This window comes from Streptococcus mitis, assembly GCF_001281025.1.
Classification (GTDB): domain Bacteria; phylum Bacillota; class Bacilli; order Lactobacillales; family Streptococcaceae; genus Streptococcus; species Streptococcus mitis_AK.
Genome location: NZ_CP012646.1, coordinates 997,768 through 1,011,516 on the forward strand (window position 1 = coordinate 997,768; position 13,749 = coordinate 1,011,516).

Here is a 13,749-nt window from a genome sequence, read left to right on the forward strand (position 1 = left end):
GATGATTGAACTAAAGAATATATCTAAAAAATTTGGAAGCCGTCAGCTATTTTCAGATATGAATCTTCATTTTGAAGGTGGGAAAATTTATGCCTTAATCGGTACAAGTGGCTGCGGTAAGACAACACTCTTGAATATGATTGGACGATTAGAGCCATATGACAAAGGGCAAATCATCTATGATGGCACTTCTCTTAAGGACATCAAGCCTTCTGTTTTCTTTAGAGATTACTTAGGATACTTATTTCAAGATTTTGGCTTAATTGAAAGTCAAACTGTCAAAGAGAATCTCAATCTGGGTTTAGTTGGTAAAAAGTTGAAAGAAAAAGAGAAAATCTCTTTGATGAAACAAGCTCTAAACCGTGTTAACCTCTCTTATTTAGATTTAAAGCAACCTATCTTTGAATTATCAGGAGGAGAAGCACAACGTGTTGCACTAGCGAAGATAATTTTAAAGGATCCACCTTTGATTCTGGCAGATGAACCAACCGCTTCCTTAGACCCCAAAAACTCTGAGGAATTACTTTCTATCCTAGAATCTTTAAAAAATCCGAATCGAACTATTATTATTGCGACCCATAATCCTCTGATTTGGGAACAAGTGGACCAAGTTATTCGAGTTACCGATTTATCACATAGATGATATGGCGAAATTCAGTTAGAAGAAAGAGTCACAAACACACTTTGTGGCTTTTTTATTTCCATAAAAATGGTAAAATAGTAAGAGTAGAAATGGAGTTCGAGACATGAAAGTAATAGATCAATTTAAAAATAAGAAAGTCCTTGTTTTAGGTTTGGCAAAGTCTGGTGAATCTGCAGCTCGTTTGTTGGACAAGCTGGGTGCCATTGTGACAGTAAATGACGGAAAACCTTTCGAGGACAATCCAGCTGCGCAAAGTTTGCTGGAAGAAGGGATCAAGGTTATCACAGGCGGTCATCCTTTGGAACTCTTGGATGAAGAGTTTGCCCTTATGGTGAAAAATCCAGGTATCCCATACAGTAATCCCATGATTGAAAAGGCTTTGTCCAAGGGAATTCCAGTCTTGACCGAGGTGGAATTGGCTTATTTGATTTCTGAAGCACCGATTGTTGGTATTACTGGTTCGAACGGTAAAACAACCACAACGACTATGATTGGGGAAGTTTTGACTGCTGCTGGGCAACATGGTCTCTTATCAGGAAATATCGGCTATCCAGCTAGTCAAGTGGCACAAACTGCGTCAGACAAGGACACGCTTGTCATGGAACTTTCTTCTTTCCAACTCATGGGCGTTCAAGAATTTCATCCTGAGATTGCGGTTATTACCAACCTCATGCCAACTCATATCGACTACCATGGGTCATTTGAGGAATATGTAGCAGCCAAGTGGAATATCCAGAACAAGATGACAGCAGCTGATTTCCTTGTTTTGAACTTTAATCAAGACTTGGCAAAAGAATTGGCAAGAAAAACACAAGCTACAGTTGTACCATTCTCAACACAGGAAAAGGTTGATGGAGCTTATCTGGAAGATGGTCAACTCTACTTCCGTGGGGAAGTTGTCATGGCAGCGAATGAAATCGGAGTTCCAGGAAGCCACAATGTGGAAAATGCGCTTGCGACTATTGCTGTAGCCAAGCTTCGTGGTGTTGATAACCAAAGCATCAAAGAAACTCTTTCAGCCTTTGGTGGTGTCAAACACCGTCTCCAATTTGTGGATGAAATCAAGGGTGTCAAATTCTATAATGATAGTAAATCAACCAATATCTTGGCAACTCAAAAAGCCTTGTCAGGATTTGACAACAGCAAGGTCATTTTGATTGCAGGTGGTTTGGACCGTGGCAATGAGTTTGACGAATTGGTACCAGACATTACTGGACTTAAGAAGATGGTCATCCTAGGTCAGTCTGCAGAACGTGTCAAACGGGCAGCAGACAAGGCTGGTGTGGCATATGTGGATGCGACTGACATTGCAGATGCGGCCCGCAAAGCCTATGAACTTGCGACTCAAGGAGATGTAGTCCTTCTCAGTCCTGCTAATGCTAGCTGGGATATGTATGCTAACTTTGAAGTACGTGGCGACCTATTTATCGACACAGTAGCGGAGTTAAAGGAATAATATGAAAAAAATTGTCTTTACAGGTGGGGGGACGGTTGGACACGTAACCCTTAACCTTTTGTTAATGCCTAAGTTCATCGAAGATGGCTGGGAAGTCCACTATATCGGGGACAAGCGTGGTATCGAACACCAAGAAATCCTCAAGTCGGGTCTAGATGTAACCTTCCATTCCATTGCGACTGGCAAATTGCGTCGTTACTTCTCTTGGCAAAATATGCTGGACGTCTTTAAAGTTGGTTGGGGAATTGTCCAATCGCTCTTTATCATGTTGCGACTTCGTCCACAAGCTCTTTTTTCAAAGGGAGGCTTTGTCTCTGTGCCACCTGTTATCGCTGCGCGTGTGTCAGGAGTGCCAGTCTTTATTCACGAATCTGACCTATCTATGGGCTTGGCAAATAAAATTGCCTATAAGTTTGCAACTAAGATGTATTCAACCTTTGAGCAAGCTTCAAGTTTGTCTAAGGTTGAGCATGTGGGAGCAGTGACCAAGGTTTCAGATCAAAAAAATCCAGAACCCGATGAATTGGTGGATATTCAAACTCACTTTAATCCTAAATTGCCAACTGTATTGTTTGTCGGTGGTTCTGCAGGTGCTCGTGTCTTTAACCAATTGGTGACAGACCATAAGAAAGAACTAACAGAGCGCTACAATATTATCAATTTAACTGGAGATTCTAGTCTGAACGAGTTGAGCCAAAATCTTTTTCGTGTTGACTATGTGACCAATCTCTATCAACCCTTGATGGAATTGGCTGATATTGTTGTGACACGTGGTGGTGCCAATACGATTTTTGAGCTCTTGGCCATGGCAAAATTGCATGTTATTGTGCCGCTTGGTCGTGAAGCTAGTCGTGGTGACCAGATTGAAAATGCAGCTTACTTTGTAAAAAAAGGCTATGCAGAAGAGCTTCAAGAAAGCGATTTGACCTTGGATAGTTTGGAAGAGAAGCTTTCTCACTTACTAAGTCACAAGGAAGACTATCAAGCCAAGATGAAGGCTTCAAAGGAATTGAAATCTCTAGCAGATTTTTATCAATTGTTGAAAAAAGATTTATCATAAGGAAAGTAAATGTCAAAAGATAAGAAAAATGAGGGCAAAGAAATCCTCGAAGAATTTAAAGAGTTATCAGAATGGCAGAAACGAAACCAAGAATACCTAAAAAAGAAGGCTGAAGAAGAGGCGGCCCTAGCTGAGGAGAAGGAAAAGGAAAGACAAGCTCGAATGGCTTCAAAATCTGAAAAGTCAGATGCAACCGAGGACCAAGAGAGTGAATCTGATCCAAAAGATTCAGAATCAGCCAAGGATGATACTGAAGAAAAAGTAGAAGAGTCAGAAGACGTCAAAAAAGAAGTAGCCAAAGAAGAATCAAAGTCCAAAGAGCCAAAGAAAGAGGATAAAAAGGCAGATAAAAAGCCTGTAAAGGAAAAACCGGTCAAACCGAAAATTCCAGGAGTTCATATCTGGCGGGCTATCTCGATTTTGTTTCTCAGTCTGCTTGTATTGGTTGTCTCTGCATACTTGCTCAGTCCTTATGCGACCATGAAGGATATTCGTGTTGAGGGAACAGTGCAAACTACAGCTGATGATATTCGACAGGCTTCAGGCATTCAGGATTCGGATTATACGATTAACCTTCTGCTAGATAAGACAAAATATGAAGAGCAGATTAAGTCTAATTATTGGGTTGAATCAGCTCAGCTTGTCTATCAATTTCCAACCAAGTTTACTATCAAGGTCAAGGAATATGATATTGTAGCCTACTATGTTTCTGGAGAAAGTCATTATCCAATCCTTTCAAGTGGTCAGCTTGAGACCAGTTCGGTAAGTTTGGTGAGTCTGCCAGAAACTTATATATCAGTTCTCTTTAATGATAGTGAACAAATCAAGGCTTTTGTCTCAGAACTTGCTCAAATTAGCCCAGAACTTAAGGCGGCTATTGAAAAGGTGGAACTAGCCCCAAGCAAGGTAACATCAGATTTAATTCGATTGACTATGAATGATTCGGACGAAGTCTTGGTTCCCCTTTCTGAAATGAGCAAGAAATTGCCTTATTACAGCAAGATTAAGCCACAATTGTCAGAACCAAGTGTGGTCGACATGGAAGCTGGAATCTACAGCTACACTGTAGCGGATAAATTAATTATGGAAGCAGAGGAAAAAGCCAAAAAAGAGGCTGAAGAAGCTGAGAAAAAGCAGGAAGAAGAACGTAAACGTTTAGAAGAAGAACAGAAAAAACAAGAGGAACAGAGCAATCGAAACCAAACGACCCAGCGCTCATCGCGTCGCTAGGTTTAGCTTTTCTTCTATAGCTCTTTAGTTGCCATGTTTTTACTTGACAAGTGCTAGTAGAAATAATAGAATAGTAAAAAACCTTTAAAGCAGTCCAGAGAGGCAGCTAAGGTTAGACGGTGAAAGGGTGGAGACTACCCATTTTTCGTGGAACCTTGCTGTTGGCAGGTTCCTTTTTTCGTGGCTTCTGTTGCACAGACTCTCTCACTAGCAAAGGTAAAAGGAGAAACCTATGCGAGAACATCGTCCAGTCATTGCTCTTGATTTTCCTAGTTTTGAGGCGGTCAAGGAATTTTTAGCTCTTTTCCCAGCAGAAGAAAGCCTTTATCTCAAGGTAGGGATGGAGCTTTATTACGCAGCGGGGCCTGAGATTGTGTCCTACTTGAAAGGCTTGGGTCATAGTGTCTTTTTGGATCTCAAGCTTCATGACATTCCCAATACAGTCAAGTCAGCCATGAAGGTTTTGTCTCAGCTTGGTGTGGATATGACCAATGTTCATGCAGCTGGTGGTGTAGAGATGATGAAGGCTGCGCGTGAAGGTCTTGGAAGTCAAGCCAAATTGATCGCTGTCACTCAGCTCACATCAACCTCAGAAGCTCAGATGAAGGATTTTCAAAATATCCAAACCAGTCTGCAGGAGTCAGTGATTCATTATGCCAAGAAGACGGCTGAAGCGGGATTAGATGGTGTTGTTTGCTCGGCTCAGGAAGTGCAACTCATCAAGCAGGCCACCAATCCAGATTTTATCTGTCTGACACCGGGCATTCGTCCAGCAGGTGCTGCAGTTGGAGACCAAAAACGCGTGATGACACCTGCTGATGCCTATCAAATCGGTAGTGACTATATCGTAGTGGGACGTCCCATTACCCAAGCTGAGAATCCTGTTGCAGCTTATCATGCCATCAAGGATGAATGGACACAGGACTGGAATTAAAGAACTAGATTAGAAAAACAAAAGGAGAAGACCATGACACTTGCTAAAGATATCGCTAGCCACCTCTTGAAAATTCAAGCAGTTTACCTCAAACCAGAGGAGCCTTTCACTTGGGCATCTGGTATCAAGTCACCGATTTACACTGATAATCGTGTGACACTAGCCTATCCAGAAACTCGTAACTTAATTGAAAATGGCTTTGTGGAAGCTATCAAAGAAGCCTTTCCAGAGGTAGAAGTGATTGCAGGAACTGCAACAGCAGGGATTCCTCACGGAGCCATCATTGCTGACAAGATGAATCTGCCATTTGCCTATATCCGTAGCAAACCAAAAGACCACGGTGCTGGTAATCAAATCGAAGGACGCGTAGCTCAGGGTCAAAAAATGGTAGTGGTTGAAGATCTTATTTCAACAGGTGGTTCTGTTCTTGAAGCAGTAGCAGCTGCTAAACGAGAAGGAGCAGATGTGCTTGGAGTTGTAGCGATTTTCAGCTACCAATTGCCAAAAGCAGACAAAAACTTTGCAGATGCTGGTGTTAAGCTGTTAACACTTTCTAACTACAGTGAACTCATTCACCTAGCTCAAGAAGAAGGTTACATCACACCAGAAGGCTTAGATCTCCTAAAACGATTTAAAGAAGACCAAGAAAATTGGCAAAACGCCTAAAACATAGAAAATCAGGTAGTCACTAGGATTACCTGATTTCTTTTTGTGATTTCATTGAGTATTATACTCAATGAAAATCAAAGAGCAAACTAGGAAGCTAGTCGCAGGTTGCTCAAAGCACTGCTTTGAGGTTGTAGATAAGACTGACGAAGTCAGTCACATATATAATCCAAGGCGACGTTGACGTGGTTTGAAGAGATTTTCGAAGAGTATCAGTCAACTTTTCCGCCCTCAACAACAAGGTCATCTGCTTTAGCAGCGTCACCGTAGGTTGGGTGGAGTGTTTTTTCATAGACCTTGTGGAAGAAGTTTTCTTTGCCTAATTTTTCAATATCTTTATTGATGAAGTCTAGCAATTCTTGGTTGCCTTTTTGAACTGCTGCCGCAATGGTATCTGGATTACCGAGGGAAGTAATTCCTACTTCAAATCCTTTATTTTCAAGCGCCCAAGCTAGAACTTCAGTATTGTCAGTAGAGAAGGCATCTCCACGTCCGTCAAGAAGAGCTTGGTAAGAGTCACTGTATTGGTCATATTTTTGGAGTTTAATTTCTGGATGATTCTTTTCAAAATAAGTCTCAGCAGTCGTTCCTTTTGTGACAATTAAGGTTTTACCTTCAAGTTGTTTGACGTCTGTAATGAGACCAGTCTTAGGTGATACGACTCCAAGAGAAACTTTCATGTATGGAAGGGCAAAATCAACTTGTTTCTTGCGTTCGTCAGTCACTGTAAAGTTGGCAAGAGTAATATCTACCTTGTTTGAAATCAAGTATTCCGCACGGTTGGCAGCGTCGACTGAAACGTATTTAACATTGACACCAAGGTCTTGGGCCAGTTGGTTCCCAAGTTCAATATCGTAACCTTGGTAAGAACCGTCATTGTCAACGTAACCAAACGGTTTTTTATCTCCAAACACGGCGACTCGTAGCTCACCGCTTTTTTTGATTTCATCGATTGTGCGAGCCTTGGCAGTGGTTTTGCCAGAGGATGAACCAGCGTTTCCACCTGAGCTACAAGCAGTGACAAAGATAAGGGCAAAGGCAAGTGCCAAAACAGTTAAGAGTGGTTTGAATAGTTTCATAAGAATCTCCTTTATAGATATGAGCCAAATTGGCTAAAGTCAAAGACGTTTAAAAATTCCTGAGCTCGTTTGGTTTGAGGATTGGTAAAGAAGGCTTGAGCCGTTCCTTCTTCAGCAATTTTCCCTTGGTCGAGGAAGATAATCCGATCGGCAATAGCTTGGGCAAACTGCATTTCATGGGTTACTAAAATCATGGTGCGACCTTCTTGAGCTAAATCATTGATAAGTTCTAGAACCTCACGCACCATTTCTGGATCCAGCGAAGCAGTCACTTCGTCAAAAAGGATGATTTCTGGATGCATGAGGAGGGCACGGACAATTGCAACCCGTTGCTTCTGTCCACCAGATAATTGACGCGCAAAGCTATGTTGTTTGTCTAGCAAACCGACACGTTCCAGTAGTTGCAGAGCTTCTTCCGTTACTTCCTTCTTGTCCCTTCCTTGAGCCTTGATAGGACCTAGGATGAGGTTTTGTAGGACATCCAGATGGGGAAAGAGTTCATAACTTTGAAAGACCATGCCAATCTTTTGGCGAACTAGGTGAAAGTCTTTTTTATTTTCAACGATAGACTGACCGTCCAGAAGAATATCTCCACCTTGAATACTTTCTAAGCCGTTGAGACAACGAAGGAGGGTACTTTTCCCACAACCAGAGGGTCCTAGAATGACGACAACTTCCCCTTTATTGATTTGTAGGGATAGACCTTGGAGGATGGGATTGTCTCCGAAGGATTTTTTGAGTTCCTTGATTTCTAAGATAGTTTCAGACATTTAGTTCCTCCAATGTTTTTCTAAGTGAGTGGATAGTTTGGAAATAGGGAAGCAGACTGCGAAATACAAGACTAGAATGGTTCCATAAATCCAAAAGGAAGCGGTTGCGATAGTCAAGCGATTGCTATCGATGATTTGCTGTCCAACCTTGGTCACTTCAACTACCCCAATCAAGACAACCAAGGAAGTGGTTTTGATCATCCGAGTGACAAGGTTGATGGCTTGTGGTAGCAATCTTCTCAAGACCTGTGGGATGATGATGTGGTAGTAAAGTTGAACATTTGTCAAACCTAGTGCCTGTCCACTTTCAAACTGATGCTTAGGGAGGGAAGTGATGGCTCCACGGACCAAGTCCCCCATTTCAGCTGTTCCCCAGAGGGTAAAAACGATAATAGCTGAAGTCTCTCCTGAGATATTGATATTAAAGTTTCGAGCTAATCCGAAATAAACGATGAAGAGTAGCACCAGTTGGGGCATGATACGAATAAATTCCAGATACAATCGTGTTAAAAATCGTACGATTCTAGAATGGGAGGTCATGACAATTCCCATGACTGTTCCGAAAATCATGGATAAGAGGACAGACAGGATAGAAATGCCAATCGTGACGCCCAATCCCTGTAAAATCCGCAGGAGATTATTTCCCTGAAAGAGTACTTGGATTCCCGAATCCTGCATGGCGGAGCCTCCTTTCTATCCAGCTAAAGACCAGTGATATGGGCAGCAGCATAATCAGGTAAGCAATTACCAACATAGCTAGCGCAATGTCTGTCTCATAATAGAGCCCAATCAAGTCCTTGGCGACGTACATGAGGTCTGCTAAAGCTACTGCTGAGAAAACGGAGGTTTCCTTGATGAGGAAAATGACATTGGCGCTAAAAGATGGTAGGGCCACCGCTGTTGCTTGCGGAAGAACCACATAGCGAAAGACCTGTACAGGTGTCAGACCGATGGCTAATCCAATCTCATGCTGGGTTTGACTGATGGCTTCCAACCCACTTCGGAAAGATTCTGCCATATAGGAGCCTCCTAAAAAGACTAATCCCAGAGTAGCACAGACTTCCGAAGATAGGACAATCCCTATTCGGGGAAGACCGAAGTAGAGAAAGAAGAGTTGAATCAAAAGGGGTGTATTACGTGACAATTCAATGTAGGCTGTCGCTATTTGCGCCAAAAAAGGGATGCGGTAATGCCGGATGATACTAACGATTAAACCGAGCAGAAAGGATCCCAGAATTCCCCAAACTGCAATATGCAAGGTTAGGAGAAAAGCCTTTTGATATAGTGGTAGATATTGTTCAACAATGGACCAATCCAAAAATAGAACCTCCCATCTAGAAATAATACAGTTATTGTAGCACTTAAAATCTCCTTTGGATAATATCTATTTTTTATTGCCGTGATAAGGATTTTTTATCATAGATATAAAATTTCTGAAATTTCCAAACAAAATATTTGAAAAGTTTTGAAAAAAGAGTTAAGATATTTTTGTAATATACAAAGTAAACGCTTACTTATTAAGGAGGGCATTTTATGTCATACAAAACAAGCAATGCAGAAGGTCATGTAGACTTCATCAATACCTATGATTTGGAGCCAATGGCACAACAAGTTATTCCTAAAGCAGCATTTGGCTATATCGCTAGTGGGGCGGAGGATACTTTCACTTTACGTGAGAATATTCGTGCCTTTAACCACAAACTCATCGTTCCTCATACACTCTGCAATGTAGAAAATCCAAGTACAGAGATTGAATTTGCAGGCGAAAAATTGTCTTCACCAATCATTATGGCACCTGTTGCAGCTCATAAATTGGCAAATGAACAGGGTGAAGTGGCGACTGCGCGTGGTGTGCATGAGTTTGGTTCTCTTTACACAACTAGCTCTTACTCTACTGTCGATCTTCCAGAAATTACGGAAGCCCTTCAAGGGACACCTCATTGGTTCCAATTTTACTTTAGTAAGGATGACGGTATCAACCGCCATATCATGGACCGTGTGAAGGCTGAAGGTTATAAAGCGATTGTCTTGACAGCAGATGCGACTGTAGGGGGCAATCGTGAGGTTGATAAGCGTAATGGATTTGTCTTCCCAGTTGGCATGCCGATTGTTGAAGAATATCTGCCAGAAGGTGCTGGAAAATCAATGGACTTTGTTTACAAATCAGCTAAACAACGCTTGTCTCCACGTGATGTAGAATTTATCGCTGAATACTCAGGACTTCCTGTTTATGTCAAGGGACCACAATGCCGTGAGGATGTTGAACGTTCACTTGCTGCAGGTGCATCTGGTATCTGGGTAACAAACCACGGTGGACGCCAAATTGATGGTGGACCAGCAGCCTTTGATTCACTTCAAGAAGTAGCTGAAGCGGTTGACAAACGCGTGCCAATTGTCTTTGACTCAGGTGTTCGTCGTGGTCAACACGTCTTTAAAGCCTTGGCCTCAGGAGCAGACTTGGTAGCTATTGGCCGCCCTGTCATCTATGGTTTGGCCCTCGGTGGTAGTGTCGGTGTGCGTCAAGTCTTTGAACACTTGAATGCGGAATTGAAGACAGTCATGCAGTTGTCTGGAACTCAGACTATTGAAGATGTCAAACACTTCAAACTCCGTCACAACCCATACAACCCAACCTTCCCAGTTGACCCACGCGACTTAAAATTGTATTGATAAAACAGCTTGCCTCCACTAAGTGTGGAGGTTTTTGTTTGTGTTTTAAACGTTTGAATAAAGGAAAATCATATAAAAGTCTATATAAATATATTTTCCAATCAAATATCTTGCTAGGGCTTTCATTTTTTGCTATACTGGTGCAGTAATTAAATAATAAAGACATTTGGGGTGCTTTAGGCTGAGATGATACCCATTGAACCTGATACAGTTAAGACTGGCGAAGGGAAATGTGAAAAGTTTTTTTTCGTATGGCGAAATGAACGATCTAATCTTGTAAGCTAAACTCTGATTCTTGATTGTAATTGGAGTCTTTTTGTTTATATAAGCTGGATGAAGGTGATACAAAGCATTTAGGTAGCTCTTCTTGAACGCCCTTGATTTTTTTAAAAAAGGTCAAGAAAAACTAGGATTTTCTTGGTGTTTTGTTGATTACGAACGAGTAAAGAGAGGAAAAGTAAATATGGAAACACAAGACTATGCATTTGAGCCAGGTTTGACTGTTGGAGAATTATTAAAAAATAGTCAGCAGGATTGGCAAGTTGCAATCAATCATCGTTTTGTTAAGGAACTTTTTGCGGGGACAATTGAGAATAAGGTCTTAAAAGACTACCTGATTCAAGATTATCACTTCTTTGATGCCTTCTTATCCATGCTGGGTGCTTGCGTAGCCCACGCAGACCAGCTTGAATCCAAGCTTCGTTTTGCCAAGCAATTAGGCTTTCTTGAAGCAGATGAAGACGGTTATTTCCAAAAGGCTTTCAAAGAGTTAAAAGTATCTGAGAATGACTATCTGGAAGTGAACTTGCATCCTGTAACAAAAGCCTTTCAGGATTTAATGTATTCTGCTGTTTCATCATCAGACTATGCCCATCTTTTGGTCATGTTGGTCATTGCAGAAGGTCTCTATTTAGACTGGGGTTCTAAAGATTTAGCTCTACCTGAAGCCTATATTCATTCGGAATGGATCAATCTCCACAGAGGTCCTTTCTTTGCAGAGTGGGTTCAATTTCTGGTTGACGAACTTAATCGTGTCGGAAAAGGTCGAGAAGATTTGACAGAACTTCAGCAACGCTGGAATCAAGCGGTCGCTTTAGAATTAGCCTTTTTTGATATTGGTTATGACGCTTAGAGAAGGTTCAGGATATTGACAAATTTGATGAGGTAATTCTCTTCGAAAATCAAATTCAAACCACGTCAGCTTCACCTTAGATTATATATGTGACTGACTTCGTCAGTCTTATCTACAACCTCAAAGCAGTGCTTTGAGCAGCCTGCGGCTAGCTTCCTAGTTTGCTCTTTGATTTTCATTGAGCATAAATCATTCAATGTAAAAAAATTTCTTAACGAAAGATAGAGATAAATCGAAATCAGTAGATCGTATAAAGTGAAAAGGAAGGATTTCAATATGACAAGTTTAAAATTATTAAAAGAAAAAGCACCTTTGGTCATTTGCATAACCAATGATGTAGTAAAAAATTTCACAGCAAATGGATTAGTAGCACTGGGTGCATCACCAGCCATGAGTGAGTTTCCAGCAGATTTAGAGGATTTGTTAAAGTATGCTGGTGGTTTATTAATAAACATAGGAACATTAACAGATGAAAATTGGAAATTATACCAAGCTGCTCTGAAAATTGCAGAGAAATATAATGTCCCAGCAGTTTTAGATCCTGTAGCCTGTGGAGCAGGAGAATATAGAAAAAAAGTAGCAGATGATCTAATCAACAATTATAAACTAGCAGCGATTAGGGGAAATGCTGGCGAGATTGCCTCTTTAGTAGGGATAAATGTGGCGTCTAAAGGAGTAGATAGTGCGGGAGTAGATAATATTGATGAAATTGCTCTAGCAGCAAATAAGAAGTTCAATATTCCTATAATAGTAACAGGTGAAGTGGATGCTATTGCGGTAAATGGAGAAGTGGTAACGATTCATAATGGTAGTTCCATGATGCCAAAAGTTATTGGGACAGGATGCTTATTAGGGGCAGTGGTAGCAAGCTTTATCGGACTTGAAAAAGGTCAAGAATTGAAATCATTAGAAACTGCAATGTTGGTTTACAATATCGCTGGAGAAATGGCAGCAAAACGTCCAAATGGACATCTTCCTGGAACATTTAAAGTTGAATTTATAAATGCCTTATACGAGATTACAGATGAAGATGTAAAGGAATTCAAAAGAGTGAAGTAAAATGTTTCATAAAGAATTACTAAAACTATATTTTATTTGTGGAACGACTACTTGCCAAGGAAAAGATCTATATACAGTCGTTGAGGAAGCCTTAAAAGGTGGTATAACCTTATTTCAATTCCGTGAAAAAGGGGAGGGAGCCTTAGAAGGTAAAGAAAAAGTCGAATTAGCAATTAAACTACAGGATCTTTGTAAAAAATATAATGTTCCATTTATCGTTAATGATGATATAGATTTGGCAATGGAAATTGACGCTGATGGCGTACATGTAGGACAAGATGACCTCGGTGTTGATGAAATTAGAAAATTGATGCCAGATAAAATAATTGGTCTCTCTATAAAAAACGAGGACGAATTTCAACAATCAAAAGTTGAATATGTAGATTATGTGGGTGTTGGTCCTGTATTTGATACCCAGTCAAAGGGCGATGCTGGTGGTGCTATAGGTTATGAAGGTCTTAAATTGATGAGAAAACTATTGCCACAAATGCCCTTAGTTGCAATTGGTGGGATACAGACGCAACATATTAAAGACATTATGAAGACCAATGTTGACGGTGTTTCAATCATTTCAGCAATATCGTATGCAAAAAATATAGAAAAAACTGTTCGGGAAATGAGTGAACAATAGGTATCTATCCTTGGATTCTGAGTAAGTGGAAGTTTTCCTTTTCTAAAAAGATATGTCCAGATTCAGTTCAAATAGCTAATCCATCAAATATGTTATTTATTTTTTGCAAAAGAAAGATCTGCTGTATTTGTGAGTGCAAGGCTGTATTTCCAGTTCAATTTCTTGAACTGGAAAAAATCGTTTGTTATAATATTTATATAATTAAATAATAAAGACATTTGGGGTGCTTTAGGCTGAGATGATACCCATTGAACCTGATACAGTTAAGACTGGCGAAGGGAAATGTGAAATGGTTTTGTATTTATAGAAACTAACCATCTAATCTTGTAAGCTGAACTCTAATTTCTATCTGTAATTAGAGTTTTTTCTTTTACGAAACTGGATACAAAGCATTTAGGTAGCTCACCTTGAATGCCCCA

General features: G+C 40.6%; 14 protein-coding genes and 2 riboswitches. Of the genes, 10 read left to right on the forward strand and 4 right to left on the reverse strand.

Annotated elements, in window-relative coordinates:
- Position 1 precedes the first annotated feature (1 nt).
- The 6 genes from RN80_RS04845 to pyrE all read left to right on the forward strand — a co-directional run bounded on the left by RN80_RS04845 (position 2) and on the right by pyrE (position 5,989).
- On the forward strand, positions 2-643 hold the full coding sequence (locus RN80_RS04845) for an ABC transporter ATP-binding protein (RefSeq protein WP_000571273.1): 642 nt from the start codon (positions 2-4) through the stop codon (positions 641-643).
- Between the two features lie 103 nt (positions 644-746).
- Positions 747-2,099: a UDP-N-acetylmuramoyl-L-alanine--D-glutamate ligase gene (gene murD, locus RN80_RS04850; RefSeq protein WP_060627865.1), complete on the forward strand. Its 1,353-nt coding sequence runs from the start codon at positions 747-749 to the stop codon at positions 2,097-2,099.
- A gap of 1 nt (position 2,100) precedes the next feature.
- Positions 2,101-3,159, forward strand: coding sequence for a UDP-N-acetylglucosamine--N-acetylmuramyl-(pentapeptide) pyrophosphoryl-undecaprenol N-acetylglucosamine transferase (locus tag RN80_RS04855; RefSeq protein ID WP_060627867.1), 1,059 nt, complete (start codon positions 2,101-2,103; stop codon positions 3,157-3,159).
- Positions 3,160-3,168: 9 nt separating this feature from the next.
- Positions 3,169-4,389, forward strand: a complete 1,221-nt coding sequence (locus RN80_RS04860) for a cell division protein FtsQ/DivIB (RefSeq protein WP_060627869.1) — start codon at positions 3,169-3,171, stop codon at positions 4,387-4,389.
- 232 nt (positions 4,390-4,621) lie between these two features.
- Positions 4,622-5,323 (forward strand): orotidine-5'-phosphate decarboxylase, encoded by a 702-nt coding sequence (pyrF, locus tag RN80_RS04865; protein ID WP_060627871.1) that lies wholly within the window; start codon positions 4,622-4,624, stop codon positions 5,321-5,323.
- 33 nt (positions 5,324-5,356) lie between these two features.
- Positions 5,357-5,989 (forward strand): orotate phosphoribosyltransferase, encoded by a 633-nt coding sequence (pyrE, locus tag RN80_RS04870; RefSeq protein ID WP_060627875.1) that lies wholly within the window; start codon positions 5,357-5,359, stop codon positions 5,987-5,989.
- A 212-nt stretch (positions 5,990-6,201) separates the two neighbouring features.
- Here the strand turns inward: pyrE and RN80_RS04880 are convergent, their stop codons facing one another.
- The 4 genes from RN80_RS04880 to RN80_RS04895 are packed head-to-tail and all read right to left on the reverse strand — an operon-like array spanning position 6,202 to position 9,156.
- On the reverse strand, positions 6,202-7,068 hold the full coding sequence (locus tag RN80_RS04880) for a cysteine ABC transporter substrate-binding protein (protein WP_060627878.1): 867 nt from the start codon (positions 7,066-7,068) through the stop codon (positions 6,202-6,204).
- 11 nt (positions 7,069-7,079) lie between these two features.
- Positions 7,080-7,838: an amino acid ABC transporter ATP-binding protein gene (locus RN80_RS04885; protein ID WP_060627880.1), complete on the reverse strand. Its 759-nt coding sequence runs from the start codon at positions 7,836-7,838 to the stop codon at positions 7,080-7,082.
- Positions 7,839-8,516 (reverse strand): amino acid ABC transporter permease, encoded by a 678-nt coding sequence (locus RN80_RS04890; RefSeq protein ID WP_060627882.1) that lies wholly within the window; start codon positions 8,514-8,516, stop codon positions 7,839-7,841.
- Entirely contained in the window at positions 8,476-9,156 is a 681-nt protein-coding gene (locus RN80_RS04895; RefSeq protein WP_060627884.1) for an amino acid ABC transporter permease, read from the reverse strand. Before RN80_RS04895 ends, RN80_RS04890 begins: the two co-directional genes overlap by 41 nt.
- 215 nt (positions 9,157-9,371) lie before the next feature.
- Here RN80_RS04895 and lctO point away from each other — a divergent pair, with 215 nt between their 5' ends.
- The 4 genes from lctO to thiE all read left to right on the forward strand — a co-directional run bounded on the left by lctO (position 9,372) and on the right by thiE (position 13,330).
- The gene (gene lctO / locus RN80_RS04900) at positions 9,372-10,508 is read left to right on the forward strand and encodes an L-lactate oxidase (RefSeq protein ID WP_049524544.1); all 1,137 of its coding nucleotides are present in this window, start codon (positions 9,372-9,374) and stop codon (positions 10,506-10,508) included.
- Positions 10,509-10,665: 157 nt separating this feature from the next.
- Positions 10,666-10,754, forward strand: a riboswitch (TPP riboswitch).
- Positions 10,755-10,971: 217 nt separating this feature from the next.
- The gene (locus tag RN80_RS04905; protein WP_060627886.1) at positions 10,972-11,640 is read left to right on the forward strand and encodes a TenA family protein; all 669 of its coding nucleotides are present in this window, start codon (positions 10,972-10,974) and stop codon (positions 11,638-11,640) included.
- Between the two features lie 276 nt (positions 11,641-11,916).
- Positions 11,917-12,699, forward strand: coding sequence for a hydroxyethylthiazole kinase (gene thiM / locus RN80_RS04915; RefSeq protein WP_060627893.1), 783 nt, complete (start codon positions 11,917-11,919; stop codon positions 12,697-12,699).
- A gap of 1 nt (position 12,700) precedes the next feature.
- A complete protein-coding gene (thiE, locus tag RN80_RS04920; RefSeq protein ID WP_060627895.1) occupies positions 12,701-13,330 on the forward strand; it encodes a thiamine phosphate synthase in 630 nt (209 codons plus the stop codon).
- 209 nt (positions 13,331-13,539) lie between these two features.
- Positions 13,540-13,628: riboswitch (TPP riboswitch) on the forward strand.
- Positions 13,629-13,749: the final 121 nt, after the last annotated feature.

What these genes read in the sequence shown, in the direction of transcription:
- thiE (WP_060627895.1), top strand. Translation starts at nt 12,701, where the DNA reads ATGTTTCATAAAGAATTACTAAAACTATATTTTATTTGTGGAACGACT.
- RN80_RS04845 (WP_000571273.1), top strand. Translation starts at nt 2, where the DNA reads ATGATTGAACTAAAGAATATATCTAAAAAATTTGGAAGCCGTCAGCTA.
- RN80_RS04890 (WP_060627882.1), bottom strand. Translation starts at nt 8,516, where the DNA reads ATGCAGGATTCGGGAATCCAAGTACTCTTTCAGGGAAATAATCTCCTG.
- RN80_RS04905 (WP_060627886.1), top strand. Translation starts at nt 10,972, where the DNA reads ATGGAAACACAAGACTATGCATTTGAGCCAGGTTTGACTGTTGGAGAA.
- pyrF (WP_060627871.1), top strand. Translation starts at nt 4,622, where the DNA reads ATGCGAGAACATCGTCCAGTCATTGCTCTTGATTTTCCTAGTTTTGAG.
- RN80_RS04855 (WP_060627867.1), top strand. Translation starts at nt 2,101, where the DNA reads ATGAAAAAAATTGTCTTTACAGGTGGGGGGACGGTTGGACACGTAACC.
- thiM (WP_060627893.1), top strand. Translation starts at nt 11,917, where the DNA reads ATGACAAGTTTAAAATTATTAAAAGAAAAAGCACCTTTGGTCATTTGC.
- pyrE (WP_060627875.1), top strand. Translation starts at nt 5,357, where the DNA reads ATGACACTTGCTAAAGATATCGCTAGCCACCTCTTGAAAATTCAAGCA.
- RN80_RS04880 (WP_060627878.1), bottom strand. Translation starts at nt 7,068, where the DNA reads ATGAAACTATTCAAACCACTCTTAACTGTTTTGGCACTTGCCTTTGCC.
- murD (WP_060627865.1), top strand. Translation starts at nt 747, where the DNA reads ATGAAAGTAATAGATCAATTTAAAAATAAGAAAGTCCTTGTTTTAGGT.
- lctO (WP_049524544.1), top strand. Translation starts at nt 9,372, where the DNA reads ATGTCATACAAAACAAGCAATGCAGAAGGTCATGTAGACTTCATCAAT.
- RN80_RS04860 (WP_060627869.1), top strand. Translation starts at nt 3,169, where the DNA reads ATGTCAAAAGATAAGAAAAATGAGGGCAAAGAAATCCTCGAAGAATTT.
- RN80_RS04885 (WP_060627880.1), bottom strand. Translation starts at nt 7,838, where the DNA reads ATGTCTGAAACTATCTTAGAAATCAAGGAACTCAAAAAATCCTTCGGA.